At 62.3% G+C, this 15,444-nt stretch carries 15 protein-coding genes; 12 read left to right on the plus strand and 3 right to left on the minus strand.

Annotated features, from left to right (window positions below):
* The first annotated feature begins 55 nt into the window (after positions 1–55).
* From phnR to AC2CGQ_RS09115, 5 genes are all read left to right on the plus strand, one after another.
* Entirely contained in the window at positions 56–775 is a 720-nt protein-coding gene (gene phnR, locus AC2CGQ_RS09095) for a phosphonate utilization transcriptional regulator PhnR (protein WP_033633223.1), read from the plus strand.
* Between the two features lie 177 nt (positions 776–952).
* Positions 953–1,963 (plus strand): 2-aminoethylphosphonate ABC transporter substrate-binding protein, encoded by a 1,011-nt coding sequence (locus AC2CGQ_RS09100; RefSeq protein ID WP_103686759.1) that lies wholly within the window; start codon positions 953–955, stop codon positions 1,961–1,963.
* A 2-nt stretch (positions 1,964–1,965) separates the two neighbouring features.
* The gene (phnT, locus tag AC2CGQ_RS09105) at positions 1,966–3,096 is read left to right on the plus strand and encodes a 2-aminoethylphosphonate ABC transport system ATP-binding subunit PhnT (protein ID WP_484593717.1); all 1,131 of its coding nucleotides are present in this window, start codon (positions 1,966–1,968) and stop codon (positions 3,094–3,096) included.
* A gap of 1 nt (position 3,097) precedes the next feature.
* Positions 3,098–3,961 (plus strand): 2-aminoethylphosphonate ABC transporter permease subunit, encoded by an 864-nt coding sequence (phnU, locus tag AC2CGQ_RS09110; RefSeq protein WP_021505496.1) that lies wholly within the window; start codon positions 3,098–3,100, stop codon positions 3,959–3,961.
* A 2-nt stretch (positions 3,962–3,963) separates the two neighbouring features.
* Positions 3,964–4,767, plus strand: coding sequence for an ABC transporter permease (locus AC2CGQ_RS09115; RefSeq protein WP_004931474.1), 804 nt, complete (start codon positions 3,964–3,966; stop codon positions 4,765–4,767).
* A gap of 45 nt (positions 4,768–4,812) precedes the next feature.
* Here AC2CGQ_RS09115 and kdgR read toward each other — a convergent pair whose 3' ends face one another.
* Positions 4,813–5,604, minus strand: coding sequence for a DNA-binding transcriptional regulator KdgR (gene kdgR, locus AC2CGQ_RS09120; protein ID WP_044031370.1), 792 nt, complete (start codon positions 5,602–5,604; stop codon positions 4,813–4,815).
* A gap of 230 nt (positions 5,605–5,834) precedes the next feature.
* On the opposite strand from kdgR, the gene AC2CGQ_RS09125 reads away from it, so the two are divergent.
* Positions 5,835–7,229: an MFS transporter gene (locus AC2CGQ_RS09125; RefSeq protein WP_351006748.1), complete on the plus strand. Its 1,395-nt coding sequence runs from the start codon at positions 5,835–5,837 to the stop codon at positions 7,227–7,229.
* Positions 7,230–7,308: 79 nt separating this feature from the next.
* Here AC2CGQ_RS09125 and AC2CGQ_RS09130 read toward each other — a convergent pair whose 3' ends face one another.
* Together AC2CGQ_RS09130 and htpX are read right to left on the minus strand one after the other, a co-directional pair.
* A complete protein-coding gene (locus tag AC2CGQ_RS09130; protein ID WP_021505500.1) occupies positions 7,309–8,016 on the minus strand; it encodes a hypothetical protein in 708 nt (235 codons plus the stop codon).
* Between the two features lie 283 nt (positions 8,017–8,299).
* On the minus strand, positions 8,300–9,184 hold the full coding sequence (gene htpX, locus AC2CGQ_RS09135; protein ID WP_004931482.1) for a protease HtpX: 885 nt from the start codon (positions 9,182–9,184) through the stop codon (positions 8,300–8,302).
* Between the two features lie 369 nt (positions 9,185–9,553).
* Between htpX and AC2CGQ_RS09140 the strand changes: the two genes are divergently transcribed.
* From AC2CGQ_RS09140 to AC2CGQ_RS09165, 6 genes are read left to right on the plus strand one after another with little or no spacing between them, the layout of a single operon-like run.
* Positions 9,554–10,645 (plus strand): ABC transporter substrate-binding protein, encoded by a 1,092-nt coding sequence (locus AC2CGQ_RS09140; protein ID WP_075685064.1) that lies wholly within the window; start codon positions 9,554–9,556, stop codon positions 10,643–10,645.
* A 2-nt stretch (positions 10,646–10,647) separates the two neighbouring features.
* A complete protein-coding gene (locus AC2CGQ_RS09145; protein WP_351006754.1) occupies positions 10,648–11,688 on the plus strand; it encodes a FecCD family ABC transporter permease in 1,041 nt (346 codons plus the stop codon).
* Positions 11,685–12,470, plus strand: coding sequence for an ABC transporter ATP-binding protein (locus tag AC2CGQ_RS09150; RefSeq protein ID WP_484593618.1), 786 nt, complete (start codon positions 11,685–11,687; stop codon positions 12,468–12,470). Before AC2CGQ_RS09145 ends, AC2CGQ_RS09150 begins: the two co-directional genes overlap by 4 nt.
* Positions 12,458–13,255, plus strand: a complete 798-nt coding sequence (locus AC2CGQ_RS09155) for a nicotianamine synthase family protein (RefSeq protein ID WP_004931490.1) — start codon at positions 12,458–12,460, stop codon at positions 13,253–13,255. The genes AC2CGQ_RS09150 and AC2CGQ_RS09155 overlap by 13 nt, the downstream gene beginning before the upstream one ends.
* A complete protein-coding gene (locus tag AC2CGQ_RS09160; protein ID WP_484593619.1) occupies positions 13,248–14,555 on the plus strand; it encodes an opine metallophore biosynthesis dehydrogenase in 1,308 nt (435 codons plus the stop codon). Before AC2CGQ_RS09155 ends, AC2CGQ_RS09160 begins: the two co-directional genes overlap by 8 nt.
* A complete protein-coding gene (locus AC2CGQ_RS09165; protein WP_004931494.1) occupies positions 14,552–15,397 on the plus strand; it encodes a DMT family transporter in 846 nt (281 codons plus the stop codon). The genes AC2CGQ_RS09160 and AC2CGQ_RS09165 overlap by 4 nt, the downstream gene beginning before the upstream one ends.
* The last annotated feature ends 47 nt before the right edge of the window (positions 15,398–15,444 follow it).

Consider the following 15,444-nt stretch of genomic DNA (forward strand, 5'->3'; position numbering starts at 1 on the left):
GCTATGTATAATAAGCGCGTGCCGGAATGTCGGGCCGATGCCATAGCGAGATGAAATGAAAGAACATCAGGGCGATATGCCTCACTACCTGCAGATCAAGGATCAGCTCCAGGCGCGCATTACCCGCGGCGCGCTGCAGGCCGGCGATAAGCTGCCTTCGGAGCGCGAGCTGTGCGCCATCTTCTCCACCACCCGCGTCACCATTCGCGAAAGCCTGGCGCAATTGGAAGCCACCGGCGCCATCTACCGCGCCGATCGCCGCGGCTGGTTCGTCACGCCGGAACGGCTGTGGCTGGATCCGACGCAGAACACCAACTTCCACCGTCTCTGTCAGGAGCAAGGGCGCACGCCGCGCACCGCGCTGCTGTCCGGCGAAAAAACCACTGTGCCGCTCGACGTCATGCAGCCGCTGGCGCTCGAACCGTTCGATCAGGTGTATCTGCTGCGCCGCGTGCGCTATGCCGACGGCCGCGCCATCTGCTATTGCGAGAACCACTGCCTGCCGCAGCGGGTGCCGGAACTGCTCAGGCACGATCTCAACGGCAGCCTGACCGAGGTTTATCAACAGCATTACGATTTGATTTACAGCAACATGCACCTGTCGTTCTACCCGACCGCCCTGCCTTACCGCGCCGCCAACGCGCTCGGCGCCATGGTCGGCCTGCCCGCGTTGCTGCTGCGTCGACTGAATTACGATCAGCACGGCCGCATCCTCGATTTCGATATTGAATACTGGCGCCACGACAGCCTGCGCATCGAAGTCGATACGCTCTAACCTCGATTATCACGGGGCCGGCGCCCGCCGCCCCGCCTTCCTCACCCACGCTCGATCCCCCTTTTAAGGCAAATATATTTTGCCGCTTTCATTTGTTTGTCATATTTGCCGATTAGCTTGGCCGCATATCTGGTGTATACCAGTTTCGCATTAACCCGCAACAGTGAGGCTGAAGCTATGAAATTTTCTCGTCTGGTCGTGATGACCGCCATCGCACTTGGCGCCGCGCCGGCCTGGGCCGCCGATGCGGTGGTGACCGTCTACTCCGCCGATGGTCTGCACGACGGCGATCACAGCTGGTATCAAACCCAGTTCGACGCCTTCACCCAGGCGACCGGCGTCAAGGTGCAGTACGTCGAAGGCGGCTCCGGCGCCATCGTGGAGCGCCTGTCGAAGGAGCGCAGCAACCCGCAGGCCGACGTGCTGGTGACGCTGCCGCCGTTCATCCAGCGCGCCGCCGCGGAAAAACTGCTGCAGGATTTCACCCCGCAGGATGCGGCGCAGATCGCCGACGCCCAGCCGCAGTTCGTGCCACTGGTGAACAACTACCTGAGCTTCATCTATAACGCCAAACTGCTGCCGCAGGCGCCTGCCAGCTATCAACAGCTGCTGGACGCGCAGTTCCGCAATAAGCTGCAGTACTCCACGCCGGGCCAGGCGGGTGACGGCACCGCAGTGATGCTGCAGGCGTTTCACAGCTTCGGCAGCAAAGATGCCGGTTTCGACTACCTCGGCAAGCTGCAAAGCAACAACGTCGGCCCTTCGGCCTCCACCGGCAAGCTGACCGCGCTGGTCAATAAGGGGGAGCTGCTGGTGGCCAACGGCGATCTGCAGATGAACCTGGCGCAGATGCGCAGCAACCCGAACGTCAAGGTGTTCTGGCCGGCCGGGCCGGACGGCAAACGCAGCACGCTGGTGCTGCCTTACTACATCGGCCTGGTGCAAGGCGCGCCGCAAAGCGCCAACGGCAAAAAACTGATCGATTTCCTGCTGAGCAAGGAAGCGCAGAGCAGCGTCAGCGCCATTTCCTACGGCATGCCGGTGCGTAAGGATGTCACCCCGACCGACGATAACTTCAGGCAGTCGCAGGCCGCGCTGCAGGGTGTAGAGATCTGGGCGCCGGACTGGAACCAGGTGGTGAACAGCCTGTCCGCCGATATCTCCCGCTGGCACAAGGTGACAGAATGACGCTGACCATGCCTTCTACCCTCACTTCCCGCGCCGAGGCGCGGGATAGCAGCCTCGACATCGCCGGGCCGTCGGGCATTCAGCTCGACCGCGTCAGCGTGTCGTATCGCGGCACCGAGGTGCTGAAACCCCTGACGCTCACCATCGCCCCCGGCGAAGTGCTGGCGCTGATCGGCCCCTCCGGCTCGGGTAAAACCACCGTGCTGCGAGCGATCGCCGGCTTCGTGCAGCCCTCCGCCGGGCGTATTGCCATCGGTGACGTCGATGTCACCGGCGTGCCGCCCTATGAGCGCGGCCTGGGCATGGTGGTACAGAACTACGCGCTGTTTCCGCATATGCGCGTCGAGGACAATGTGGCGTTCGGCCTGCGCGCGCAGGGCAAGCCGCGCGGCCTGACCGCCGAGCGCGTCGAAGAGGCGTTAGCCATCGTCGGCATGTCCGCCTACGCCAAGCGCTATCCCAACCAGCTTTCCGGCGGCCAGCAACAGCGGGTGGCGATCGCTCGCGCCATCGCGGTGCGCCCCAAAGTATTGCTGCTGGATGAGCCGCTGTCGGCGCTGGATGCGCAAATCCGCCACAGCATGGTGGAAGAGATCGCCCGCCTGCACCGCGAGCTGCCGGATCTGACCATCCTGTACGTCACCCACGATCAGGGCGAAGCGCTGACGCTGGCGGACAAGATTGGCATCATGCGCGACGGCCATCTCATCGCCCACGGCGAAACCCGCGCGCTGTACCACCATCCGACGAACCGCTTCGCGGCCGAGTTCCTCGGCCGCGCCAACCTGCTGCCGGCTACCGCCCTGGAAACTACCGCGCAGCAAGGCATGACCACCGTCAGCTGCGCCGGCAAAGTGATCGGCTGTTTCACTTACGGCGCACAACGCGGCTTCGACAAGCTGCTGTGCATCCGGCCACAGCACATTGCGCTCGATGCCGATGCCCAGCGCAGCAACTGCATCATCGGCACGCTGCATGATATTCATTGGCAGGGAGAGTTGACGCACCTGCAGTTCGACGCGGAAGGCCATCCGCTGCGCGTGGTCACCACTCATCGCAGCCGGATGCCGCAGATCGGCGAGCGCGTGCCGCTCTACTTCGCCCCCGACGATGCGGTACTGATCGAGGACTGACATGACCGACTCTACGCTTATTCGCCCGGCCCTGCGGCTGCGTTTGCCGCGCCGCCTGTGGATCCTGTTGCCGCTGCTGGTGCTGGCGACGCTGTTTTTCTACCCGTTGGCGCTGATCGTCAAACAGGCGTTTACCGACGATCAGGGGCTATTCAGCGCCGCCGCGCTGCAACAGGTGTTCGAATCCCGCCGCTTTGTCGGCGCTCTGCTCAACACGCTGCAGATTGCGCTGCTGGCGACGCTGGGCTGCCTGGTGCTCGGCACCCTGCTGTCGCTGCTGCTGGTATTCACGCCGTTCCCCGGCAGCCGACTGATCGCCCGGGTGATCGATACCTTTATCGCCATGCCGACCTTCCTGATCACGCTGGCCTTCACCTTTATCTACGGCTCCGCCGGCCTGCTGAACGGCACGCTGATGGCGACCTTTGGTTTCACCCTGCCGCCGGTGGACTTTCTTTACTCCATCTGGGGCGTGATCCTGGCGGAAATCACCGTGTTTACGCCGCTAGTGATGCGCCCGCTGATGGCGGCGCTGGCGCAGATCGACCGCAGCCAGCTCGAGGCCGCCAGCATCCTCGGCGCCCGACCGGGGCGCGTGGTGCGCCAGGTGATTTTACCGGCCGCGCTGCCGGCCTTGCTGGCCGGCGGCAGCCTGTGCCTGCTGTTGACCACCAATGAGTTCGGCATCGTGCTGTTTATCGGCGCCAAGGGCGTCACCACGCTGCCGATGATGGTCTACGCCAAAGCGATTCTGGAGGCGGATTACGCCGTCGCCTGCACCATCGCCGTGGTGAATATCGCGCTGTCGCTCGGGCTGTTCTCCCTTTACCGCTACGCCGCGGCGCGCGCCGGGCTGAGGAACTGACGATGTTGATTTGGTCTCGCACCGGCCGCACCCTGACCTGCACGCTGACGGTCACGCTGTTTGCCCTGTTCTTCTGCCTGCCGCTGGCGGTGATCCTGATGTCCAGCCTCAGTGAACAGTGGAACGGCGTGCTGCCGAGCGGCTTCACCCTCAACCACTTCCGCCAGGCGTTCAGCGGCGCCTCCTGGGACGCGCTGGTCGCCAGTCTGGCTATCGGTTTCAGCGCCAGCCTGTTCGCGCTGCTGTGCGGCACCTGGGCGGCGCTGGCGCTGCGCCACCATCAGGGGCGCGGCCAGCGGCTGCTGGGCACGCTGTTTTTCATTCCCAGCGCGGTGCCTTCGGTCTCTATCGGTTTGGGGATGCTGGTGGCGTTCAGCCAGGGGCCGCTGCAGATGAACGGCACCTTCCTGATCGTGCCCGCCGCCCACTTCGTGCTGATTTCCGCCTTTACCTTCGGCAACGTGATGGCCGGGCTGACCCGGCTGCCTGGCGACTACGAGAACGTCGCCGCCAGCCTGGGCGCTTCGCCGCTGTTCCGCCTGCGTCACGTCACCCTGCCGATGATCGCTCCCTACATGATCTCCGCCTTCGCACTCAGCCTGTCGCTGTCGATGGGGGAGCTGGGCGCGACCATGATGATCTACCCGCCGAGCTGGGCGACGCTGCCGGTCACGATCTTCAGCCTGACCGATCGCGGCAGCATCGCCAACGGCGCGACGCTGACCATGATCCTGGTGGCGGCCACGCTGTTGCTGATGCTGGTGCTGGAGCGGATTTCTCAGCGGCTGACGCCCGGCGCGAAATAACAACAAGGCGCTGCCATGGCAGCGCCTCGCTCATCGAAACGACGGTCAGAACGGGTAATCGTGATAGCCCTGCTGCTCGGAAATGCGCCGGGCGGCGACGTGCAGCAACGCCACATACTCCTCCCGCGCCGCGTCGGAAAAGCGCAGCGTCGGGAAAGAGATGCTCAGCCCGGCGATCGCCACCCCGAACCTGTCAAAGACCGGCACCGCGATGCAGCGGATCCCCGCCTCCTGCTCTTCGACATCTTCGCCGAATCCCTGCTCACGTACCCGCTCCAGCACCGGCAACAGTTCGGCGGCGCTGGTCAGGGTATGCTCGGTGCTGCGGGTAAATTCAATCTGCGACAGGATCTGCGCCACCTCCTCCCGATCGCGCCAGGCCAGCAGCACTTTACCGATGGCGGTGCTGTGCAGCGGGTTGCGACGACCGATGCGCGAATACATGCGCAGGTTGTACATCGCGTCGATCTTGTGGATATAGACAATGCCGTCCTCATCCAGGGCGCCGAGGTGGATGGTTTCGCGGGTGCGGTTCGACAGTTCACGCATCTGCACGTCGGCGCTGCGGATCAGATCGACGTTCTGCAACGATTTGGCGCCCAGTTCGAACAGCTTGAGCGTCAGCGCATACTTTTCCGTCTCGCCTTCCTGCGATACGTAGCCCAGCGCTTTCATGGTTTGCAGAAAACGGTAGACGGTGCTTTTGGACATCATCACTCGCTGGGAAAGTTCGGTAATGCCAATCTCGCGCTCATCGCCAAGCGCCTGCAAAATGCCGAACACTTTCATCACGGATGAGACGGCATCCGGTTGCTTGTCTGAATCTGCGTTAGCCATGGTGAATGCCCTACTTAACGGTTTTGTTTCAGGAAATTTAAACAAGGGTTTCAGTATAATCGGAACAGATCGCGACGCGCAACGCACATGGGCGCTAAGCGATTGAAGCCAAATGGATAACCCCGGCCCGCTCACCGCTATTTACAATTAAGCGGGCAACGGGCATGCAATCGCAGGCGATTATGATTAGCATGATAATACTCCCCTGAATAAATACCGCTGAGACCAACATGCGTCCTTGTTCCGACGGCCTCCCCATCCCGCAACGCTATGGGGCGATCCTCGCCATCGCCCTCGGCATTACCGTATCGGTGCTCGACGGCGCGATAGCCAACGTGGCGCTGCCCACCATCGCGCGCGATCTTAACGCCAGCCCGGCCAGCTCCATTTGGGTAGTCAACGCCTATCAGTTGGCGATCACCGTCTCTCTGCTGTCGCTGGCCTCGCTCGGCGATCTGGTCGGCTATCGCCGCATCTATCAGGCCGGGTTGCTGGTGTTCAGCATCACCTCGCTGTTTTGCGCCCTGTCCGACTCGCTGCTCACGCTGACCATCGCCCGCGTATTGCAAGGCTTTGGCGCCGCCGCCATTATGAGTGTCAACACCGCGCTGATCCGCATCATCTACCCGCAGCGTTTTCTCGGCCGCGGCATGGGCATCAACTCGCTGATCGTCGCCTGCTCCTCGGCGGCCGGGCCGACGGTGGCGGCGGCGATCCTGTCGGTCGCGTCCTGGCAGTGGCTGTTCGCCATCAACCTGCCGATCGGCATCGTCGCGCTGCTGCTGGGGATGAAATTCCTGCCGGCTAACGGCCAAAAAAGCGATAGCCGCCGTTTCGATCCTACCAGCGCGGTGCTGAACGCGCTGACCTTCGGCCTGCTGATCACCGCCATCAGCGGCTTCGCCCAGGGCCAGAGCCTGACGCTGATCTTCAGCGAGATTGCCGCGCTGCTGGCGATTGGCGCGGTGTTCGTGCGCCGCCAGCTGCGCCAGGAATTTCCGTTGCTGCCGGTCGATCTGCTGCGCATCCCGATCTTCGCCCTGTCGATGGGCACTTCAATCTGTTCGTTCGCCGCGCAAATGCTGGCGATGGTGTCGTTGCCGTTCTTCCTGCAAACCGCGTTGGGCCGCGGCGAGGTGGCGACCGGGCTGCTGCTGACGCCGTGGCCGCTGGCGATCGTGGTGATGGCGCCGATCGCCGGTCGGCTGGTGGAGCGCGTGCACGCCGGCCTGCTGGGCTGCATTGGGCTGGCGGTGTTCGCGCTCGGGCTGTTTTCGCTGGCGCTGCTGCCGGCGGCACCGTCGAATATGGACATCATCTGGCGCATGGTGCTGTGCGGCGCCGGCTTCGGCCTGTTCCAGTCGCCCAACAACCACACCATCATCTCCGCCGCGCCGCGCAACCGCAGCGGCGGCGCCAGCGGCATGCTGGGCACCGCCCGCCTGCTGGGGCAAACCTCGGGGGCCGCGCTGGTGGCGCTGATGTTCAACCTGTTCCCTACCTCCGGCACCCACGCTTCACTGGTCCTGGCTGGGGTGTTCGCTACCCTGGCGGCGGCGGTCAGCAGCCTGCGCATCACTCAACCGACGACGCAAACGGCGCAGCCCAGCCGCGAGGTGAAATAGAGGGCATAGAAAGAGCCGCGCCCCAATCCGATGTGGCCTGCCTGAGCCGGGCCACGTCGAGCGCGATGCAGGCCTGGCGTCAGTCGCCGCTCCTCAAAGGGCTGCGGCCCTGTCGTAGACACGCTAAATAGGCGTCGTCATCCGGATACCAGCCAACAATGCGTTGGCCGTCGTTACCCACCCCCTCGAAGCCCTTCAGTAAGCCAGGGGCGAACATGCGCTTGATCAGATCTTCGGCCTGAGCGCTGTCGATGCGGCAATCGCAGCGTGTGTTTCCGTCAACCTGAACGAAGTTCTGCAACGAAGCGAGACACCGCGCATCGAGATCGCCATGGACATGGATAAACTCCCCCGTCTCTACCAGGGTGAGCGCGGTCAGATCTCCCCCCACCACGAACGCACCGTCGTTTCCTGAGCTGCAATAGGCATGGCGCATGCGGACATCATCACGCACGACCAGTCCGCCCCAGCAAATCAGCGTATCCGCCTGCAGCCGCCCCAGCACGACAATGCCGCCGTCCTCGCGCTGCGGCGATACCGCCAGGCATCCTTCCACGATCATATCGCCGTCCACGATCAGGTAATCGTAATCGTGGCTGTCGTGCTCGTCGGGGAAAAATGCCGGGAGGTGAAGATCGCCTGAATGCCAGCGAATAGCTGGCCGTTCAGCATCGTCATCATGCCGGTTGAACAGTTCCGCAACCGCATCGGCGATACCGCCTGTCAATTCCGCCAGGCGCGCCGGTAGCTCATCACCGTTGAGCAAGGGAAGGTGGTTGATTTTCATAGGGCCTCAGGGACAAATGTCATTGCGCCAAAGCATATAACATGCGCTTCCAAAGCCAAACAGCCGGTCATCACTCAGCCAGGATGCGGCTTACCCTCTTTCATGGTCGTCTCGCTCCGCGGCGGTAAACGCACAGAGAGGCCGACAGACGTTATTCGAAGGCGGGCTTTATGGACTCGGGGGGCTCTTGCACCGCGTTAACCCCCGTCGACGCTGAAAAAGCGGTTCAGGCATGCCATAAAAAAACCCCGGCAAGCCGGGGTTTTTCATTTCATTCAGCCGATTACTTCAGGTACTGGCCGGTACGCAGCGCTTCGATACGCTTGTCGAGCGGCGGGTGCGACATGAACAGCTCGCTGAACGACTTGGATTTACCATTAATGCAGAACGCCATCATGCTGCCCGCTTCCTGCGGTTCATAGCTGGTTTTCAGACGCTGCAAGGCGGCGATCATCTTCTCGCGACCCACCAGTTTGGCGGAGCCGGCGTCGGCATAGAACTCGCGGTGACGCGAGAACCACATGGTGATGATGCTCGCCAGGATGCCGAACACCAGTTCCAGCACCATCGACACGGCGAAGTAAATCATCGGGTTGCCGTTGCCTTCCCCTTCGCCATCACCGTCGCGGTTGCCGAGGAAACCGGCAGCGACCTGCGCAATGAGGCGCGAAATGAAGATCACGAAGGTGTTCACGATGCCCTGAATCAGGGTCATGGTCACCATATCGCCGTTGGCGACGTGGCTGATTTCGTGCGCGATGACCGCTTCCGCTTCGTCACGGCTCATGCTCTGCAGCAGGCCGGTGCTGACGGCGACCAGCGAGGCGTCGCGGCGTGCGCCGGTGGCGAAGGCGTTGATGTCCGGCGCGTGGTAGATAGCGACCTGCGGCATGGCGATGCCCGCCTGCTGCGACTGACGGCGCACCGTTTCCAGCAGCCAGTTTTCGGTTTCGTTACGCGGCTGTTCAATCACCTCCCCGCCCACGGAGCGCAGCGCCATCCACTTGGACATCAGCAACGACACGAAAGCGCCGCCGAAGCCGAACAGACCGGCCATGATCATCAGGCCCTGAACGCTACTGGATTGGATTCCTGTCAGGCTGAGCACCAGCCCGAAAACCAACATCACCGCCAGGTTGGTGAGCAGGAACAGAGCTATACGCATCATAAAATGTTTACTTCCTCATAAATGTTAACAAAACGCTGTCCAAGATACCCTAGATCGTATGGGCATTCGTCACAGTTTCAAGAGTCGCGCGCCATTAACCTACTAAAAATACGAAACTTTACAAAAACGATGCGCGACCGGGATTTGGCAAATTGTAAACGATTGTTGCGCAAGGCGGAGGGATTTTGCAGAAAAATTTCTTTGCCCGCACGCCATGACAACGAGAACCGTTATCCTCACGCTTTATAGGCCAATATACGCTCAGCGCGCTTCATCATGCCCCGCCTGATTCAGCGGCGACGAAAGTTTGAATCTCGCGATTAATTGTTACATTATAACATCACAACTAATCGTAAAGGGATGTCAATCATGTTATCGCGTATCGTCTGGATGCTGGCGACGTGGCTGCTTTTCTGCCAGGTCGCGCACGCTGAAATTCACCTCACCGACGTTGAAGGACGCCAGGTTACCCTGGCCGCCCCCGCACAGCGCGCCTATATCGGTTTTTACTACGAAGATTTTCTGGCGGTGAACGGCCCGGAGAGTTATCAACAGGTCGTCGCCTTCTCCAAAAGCGACTGGGCGTTGCGCGCCAGCCAATGGGCGCGCTATCAGGCGGCGCTGCCACGGCTCGCTCAGCTGGTCGATGTCGGTTCGCTCTATAACCAGAGCTTCGATTTTGAACGCCTGCTGACCACGCGACCAGACCTGCTGATCCTGGCGAAGTGGCAGCTCGACGGCTTCGCCAACTACCTGCCGGTGCTGCAACAGCTCAACATTCCTTACATCGTCGTCGACTTCAATCAGGGCGTTGAAGTCAAGCTCGCCAGCATCCGGTTGATGGGCCAGGCGATGGGCCACGCCGAGCGAGCGGAACGGCTGGCCGACGAATATCGCCAGAGCCTCGAAGATACCCGGCGGCGCATCCGCCAGGCGCAGCTGCCGCCGCCGATCACCTATATTGAGCTGGGGGACAAGGGCCCCGGCGAGTACGGCAGCAGCTATGGCGCCTCGATCTGGGGGCCGCTGCTGCAGCTGGCCGGCGCCGACAATATCGCCGCCGGCGTCGTCGGCAGCCCTTCCCCCTTGCGCGCCGACTATGTCCTGACCCAACGGCCCGAGGTGATTTTTCTCGCCGGTGGCGACTGGGAAAACATGCCGAACGCCGTGCCGATGGGCTACGGCACGCAGGCAGCCCCCCTCCAGACGCGCCTGACGCAATACGCCCGGCGGGCGGGATGGCCGCAACTGCCGGCGATAAAAAATCAGCGTCTTTATGCGCTTTACCATGGCGGCGCGCGCACGATTTACGATTTTATCTTTGTCCAGTATCTGGCGAAAGCGCTCTATCCCACCGCGTTTGCCGATGTTGATCCCGCGCGCAATCTGGCGCAGTTCTACCATCAATATTTGCCGATAGAGGCGGACGGCGTCTTCTTGCAACGCTGGCAAGGAGAATAACCGTGGCCCACACAGGACGTGCGTTTTTGCGACGGCGCAGGCTGCGCCGCGGGCTACTGACGCTGGCGCTGCTCGGCGCGCTGCTGGCGGCGACCGCCATCGATCTCACCGTCGGCGCCGCGCAACTTGGCCTCACGGATATCGTGCGGATGCTTTGGCCTGGCTCTGCGCCTGGCAACGAGCTGCATCAGGTGGTTTTCTGGTCGATTCGCTTGCCGATGACGCTCACCGCCCTGGTGGTCGGCGCCAGCCTGGCGCTGGCGGGCCTGCTGATGCAGACCGTGCTGGCTAATCCCCTCGCCAGCCCCTATACGCTGGGGATCTCTGCCGCGGCGGGGTTCGGCGCGGCGCTGGCGATCCTCACCGGCTTCAGCCTGGGCGGCGCGTTGGCGCTGGGCACGCCGCTGCTGGCTTCGCTGATGGCGTTGCTCGCCTGCGTGCCTGTCTATCTGCTGGGACAACGCCGCGGCATGACGCCGCAAATATTGGTGTTGAGCGGCATCGTGGTGCTGTTTTTCTTTCAGTCGCTGCAATCGCTGCTGCTGTTTCTGGCCTCGCCGGAAGCCATGCAGCAAATTGTCTTTTGGCTGTTTGGCAGCCTGCTCAAAGCCAATATGCACGGCGTGGCGATCACCGGCGTCGTGTTGCTGTGCGCACTGTTCGTCAGTCTGCGGCTCGCCTGGCGGCTGACGGCGCTGTCCGCCGGCGAAGAGCAGGCCCAGGGGCTGGGCATCAATGTCAGCGCCTTGCGCAAGCTGGCCTTTCTGCTGGCGACCTTGCTGACGGCCGCCTCGGTCTCGTTTGTCGGCACCATCGGGTTCGTCGGGCTGATCGCCCCGCATTTCGCCCGCTTTCTGGTGGGTGAGGATCAGCGCTACCTGATCTGCATTTCCGCCCTCTGCGGCAGCCTGCTGCTGCTGTGCGCCTCGATCATCGCCAAGCTGGTGATGCCGAACGGCGTGGTGCCCATCGGCATCGTTATCGCCCTGATCGGCGTGCCGGTGCTGTTTTACTTCGTCACTCGACAGGTTAAACGCCCATGACTCAACTGACCCTCACCCGCGTCGGCGTCTCGCTGCATCGCCGCTCGCTATTGGCAGACGTTTCATTGAGCTGGCCGGAGGCGCAGCTCGGCGGCATCATCGGCCCCAACGGCGCCGGCAAATCGACGCTGCTCAAAGCGATTAACCGCATGGTGCCATCCAGCGGCGAGATCGCTTACCGCGAACGCCCTCTCGATCCGAAAACCAGCCGTATCGCCTATGTGCCGCAGCTTAATCGCTGCGATTCGGCATTGACCGCTTTTGACATGGTGCTGCTGGGCAAGGTACGGCAGTTGAGCTGGCGCGTCAGCGCCGCCCAGGCCGATGCGGTCGAACAGGCGCTGGCGGAATGCGGCATTTCCGCGCTCGCCGATCGCCCCTTCAACCGTCTCAGCGGCGGCCAGCGACAGTTGGTGATGCTGGCTCAGGCCTTCGTCTCTCAGCCGCAGCTCATTTTGCTCGACGAGCCCACCAGCGCGCTGGATATCCACCACCAGCTGCGCGTGCTCAATCAGATCGCCGACTACGGCCGGCGTCATCGCTGCATCACGCTGCTGGTGATCCACGATCTGGGATTGGCGCTGCGCTATTGCCACTCACTCACGCTGCTCGCGCACGGACGCGTCGTTTGCCACGGCGATACCCATCAGATGATGGGACATCCGATGGTGTCTCGCGTATTTGGCGTCGGCATCGAAAACGGCGTCAGCCCGCAGGGCTACCCCTATCTGCTGCCGACACAGCTGTTACACGCACACGGAGAATCCCCATGTACACTCTGACCAAGGCGGACATGCTGGCGCAACTCGCCGGCTTGCAACAGGAAATTCACCAGCTACACCGCTCCGCCCGGCAAGATCGGCGCCATTTTTCCCTGCTGGAACGCCGCTTCAGCCGCCTGCAAGCCTTTAACGACGAACCACAGCTGCAGGCCTACCGTCGAAAACTGGAAAACGACCGTTTGATCACGGCGCAGATCGCCCAACTGCGGGCGACAGCCAACGCCGCGTTGTGCGACTACGAGAAACATCGCGTCTCGGCGCTGTGCCGGGAACCGGCGCAAACCAACGCCTACCTGAACAGTTTCGACCGCGCGCTGCAGTTGGAGATCGCGGCCGCCGACATTAAACCCGGCGAACGGGTGCTGCTGGTGGGCAGCGGCGCATTGCCCACCACGGCGCTGGCGCTGGTCGCCAGGCTCTCCGCCACCGTCATTTGCTACGATTGCGATCCGGCGGCCCAGCGTTTTGCCCGCCGGCTCACGCGCCACCTGGGGCTGGTGCAGCAGATGCCCTGCATCGACAAGCTGAACGGCCTGACGCGCAACGATATCGATCACATCATCATCGCCTCTTTGGTGGCGGACAAGCAGGGTTTGCTGAAGGCGCTGCGGCCTTTGCTGCCCCAGTGCGGCAAATTGCTGGTGCGCTATGGCAACGGCCTCAAGTCGATCTTCAACTGCCCTTACCACCACCAGGCCGCCGGCTCGCCCTGGCGTGTCAGCGGTAAACCGCTCGCCACCCCGCTGTACGATCTGTTGATTTTGGAGCCCCACCGCCATGAATAATGCCTTTCCCACCCTGATCCTCGGCGCCGGCCCGGCGGCGATCCAACTGGCTGCGGACATCAAGGCCGCGGCCAATGCGCGCATCGGCCTGTACAACCGCCCCAGCGAAAAAGGGCGCCGCCTGAAGCAACATCTGGCGCACACGCCCAGCCTGTGGCTGACGGGCGCCGGTAAGGCGCAGCGCACCCAAGACGATGCGCAAGTGACGATTGATCGCTATTACGATGATCTGTCACTGGTCGGCGGCGACTGGCACCGACTGATCCTTGCCGTCCCCACCGATCAATACCATGACGTGCTGCGACAGGTGCCATGGGCGGCGTTGCCCCAACTGCGCTCACTGATCCTGCTCTCTCCCTCCATCGGCTCCGGCCTGATGGCGCAAAGCCTGCTGCAGGACGCCGGGCAATCCCACGTCGAGGTCATCAGCCTGTCAAGCTACTACGCCGACACCAAGTACCAGAGCGCCGAACAGCCTTACCGCGCCTACACCAAGGCGTTCAAGCAGCGGATTTATCTGGCCGGCGCAGGCGCAAGGTCAGACTGCGCCGAACTCGACTGGCTTTGCTCGCTGCTGGCGCGTCACGGCATTGACGCCCAACGCTGCAACAGCCTGCTCGCCGCCGAGCGCTTCAGCATCACCAATTATGTTCATCCTCCGCTGGCGCTGGCCGAAACCACGCTGCAGGCGATATTCCAGCCGCAGGCGCCGATCCAGTACCTGTATAAAACCCACCCCGAGGGCCCCATCTGTCCCGAGGCGATCGCCGACATGCTGGCGCTCTCGCAGGATTACCAGCAGTTGCTCAACCGGCTCGGCATCGAGGCCATTAACCTGCTGCGCTTTTTGAATGACGACAACTACCCGGTTCCGCCCCGCATGGTGAGCCGCCGCTGGATTGACCAATTCCCGCAGCTCGCGCCGACAGAGCAATGCTATGCGCTGTTTACGCGTTATACCGCGCTGCTGGTCGATCCCTATTCCGAGCCGGACGCGCAGGGCCGCTACTATGATTTTTCCGCCGTCAGAGTCGCCCGCGTCTTCCAGGATGTCCAGGGGCGCTGGCGCCTGCCGCGCGTGCCGCAAGAGGACGTGCGCAAACTGCGCGTCCTGGTCTTGCTGGCGCAGCGGCTTGACGTCGAGATGCCCGCCGCCCAGCGTCTGTTGGCGCGCTTTCAGCAGGCGCTGCAGCGCTTCGTCACCCGGAACGGCGCCGAGCATTGCCATCGTTCGTTGCTGGACGATACCTGCGACGAGCAGGCGGACATCATTTACCGACAATGGCGGAGGCAAGCATGAATCAGGGTGCCTTACTGGCCATTTTTGCCTCGTTGATTTTCAGCGTCATGAACGCGCTGGTTAAAACCATCTCCGACGCTATTCCCACCGGTGAAATCGTGTTTTTTCGCAGCAGCATCGGCTGTCTGCTGGTTCTGCTGCTGATGTACCGCCACCGCATCGCCTTCAGCCGCGTAGACCGGCCGCTGCTGGTGTTGCGCGGCACCATGGGCGGGCTGTATCTCATTTGTTATTTTTACAGCATCGCCCATCTGACGCTGGCCGACGCCAGCATGCTGGCCTATCTGTCGCCGTTTTTCTCCATTTTGCTCTCCTTGCTGGTGCTGCGTGAACGGGTTAACGCCAATACCGCGTTTTGGCTGGCGATGGTCATCATCGGCGCCGTGCTGCTGGTGCGGCCGTGGCACTTCTCGGCCTATACCCTGGCGTCGCTGGTCGGCGTGATGAGCGCGGTGTTCGCCTCGATCGCCTATCTGTCGGTCAACAAACTCAGCAAGCGCCACCACAACTACGAGATCGTGTTCTACTTCCTGTTCATCGCAACGCTGATCTCGCTGCCGCTGATGTGGAACGCGTTCGTTTGGCCCAACGCCTATCAGTTCGCCATTCTGCTCGCCATCGCCCTGGTGTCGCTGTTGGGGCAGGTCGTCTTAACCCAGGCCTTCTCTTCCGATAACCTGATCGTGGTCTCGGTGGTGCGCTATATCGGCATCGTGTTCAACATCGCCTGGGGTTGGCTGTTCTGGCATGAGATCCCGCTGCTGCTGTCGCTGTTCGGCTGTCTGCTGGTGGTGGTTTCCTGCATTCAGCTCGGGCTGCGTCACCGCAAGAAACCGGCTTAAGCCGGGCTTGCCGCAACCATAAAAAAACGCACCCGAGGGTGCGTTTT

The organism is Serratia sp. DFXYC6 (assembly GCF_057196085.1).

Excerpts from the sequence above, each read along its gene's own strand:
- AC2CGQ_RS09150 (WP_484593618.1), top strand. The coding sequence starts at position 11,685 with ATGACTCAACTGACCCTCACCCGCGTCGGCGTCTCGCTGCATCGCCGC.
- AC2CGQ_RS09130 (WP_021505500.1), bottom strand. The coding sequence starts at position 8,016 with ATGAAAATCAACCACCTTCCCTTGCTCAACGGTGATGAGCTACCGGCG.
- phnU (WP_021505496.1), top strand. The coding sequence starts at position 3,098 with ATGACCGACTCTACGCTTATTCGCCCGGCCCTGCGGCTGCGTTTGCCG.
- AC2CGQ_RS09100 (WP_103686759.1), top strand. The coding sequence starts at position 953 with ATGAAATTTTCTCGTCTGGTCGTGATGACCGCCATCGCACTTGGCGCC.
- AC2CGQ_RS09155 (WP_004931490.1), top strand. The coding sequence starts at position 12,458 with ATGTACACTCTGACCAAGGCGGACATGCTGGCGCAACTCGCCGGCTTG.
- AC2CGQ_RS09165 (WP_004931494.1), top strand. The coding sequence starts at position 14,552 with ATGAATCAGGGTGCCTTACTGGCCATTTTTGCCTCGTTGATTTTCAGC.
- htpX (WP_004931482.1), bottom strand. The coding sequence starts at position 9,184 with ATGATGCGTATAGCTCTGTTCCTGCTCACCAACCTGGCGGTGATGTTG.
- AC2CGQ_RS09160 (WP_484593619.1), top strand. The coding sequence starts at position 13,248 with ATGAATAATGCCTTTCCCACCCTGATCCTCGGCGCCGGCCCGGCGGCG.
- kdgR (WP_044031370.1), bottom strand. The coding sequence starts at position 5,604 with ATGGCTAACGCAGATTCAGACAAGCAACCGGATGCCGTCTCATCCGTG.
- phnR (WP_033633223.1), top strand. The coding sequence starts at position 56 with ATGAAAGAACATCAGGGCGATATGCCTCACTACCTGCAGATCAAGGAT.
- AC2CGQ_RS09140 (WP_075685064.1), top strand. The coding sequence starts at position 9,554 with ATGTTATCGCGTATCGTCTGGATGCTGGCGACGTGGCTGCTTTTCTGC.
- AC2CGQ_RS09115 (WP_004931474.1), top strand. The coding sequence starts at position 3,964 with ATGTTGATTTGGTCTCGCACCGGCCGCACCCTGACCTGCACGCTGACG.
- AC2CGQ_RS09125 (WP_351006748.1), top strand. The coding sequence starts at position 5,835 with ATGCGTCCTTGTTCCGACGGCCTCCCCATCCCGCAACGCTATGGGGCG.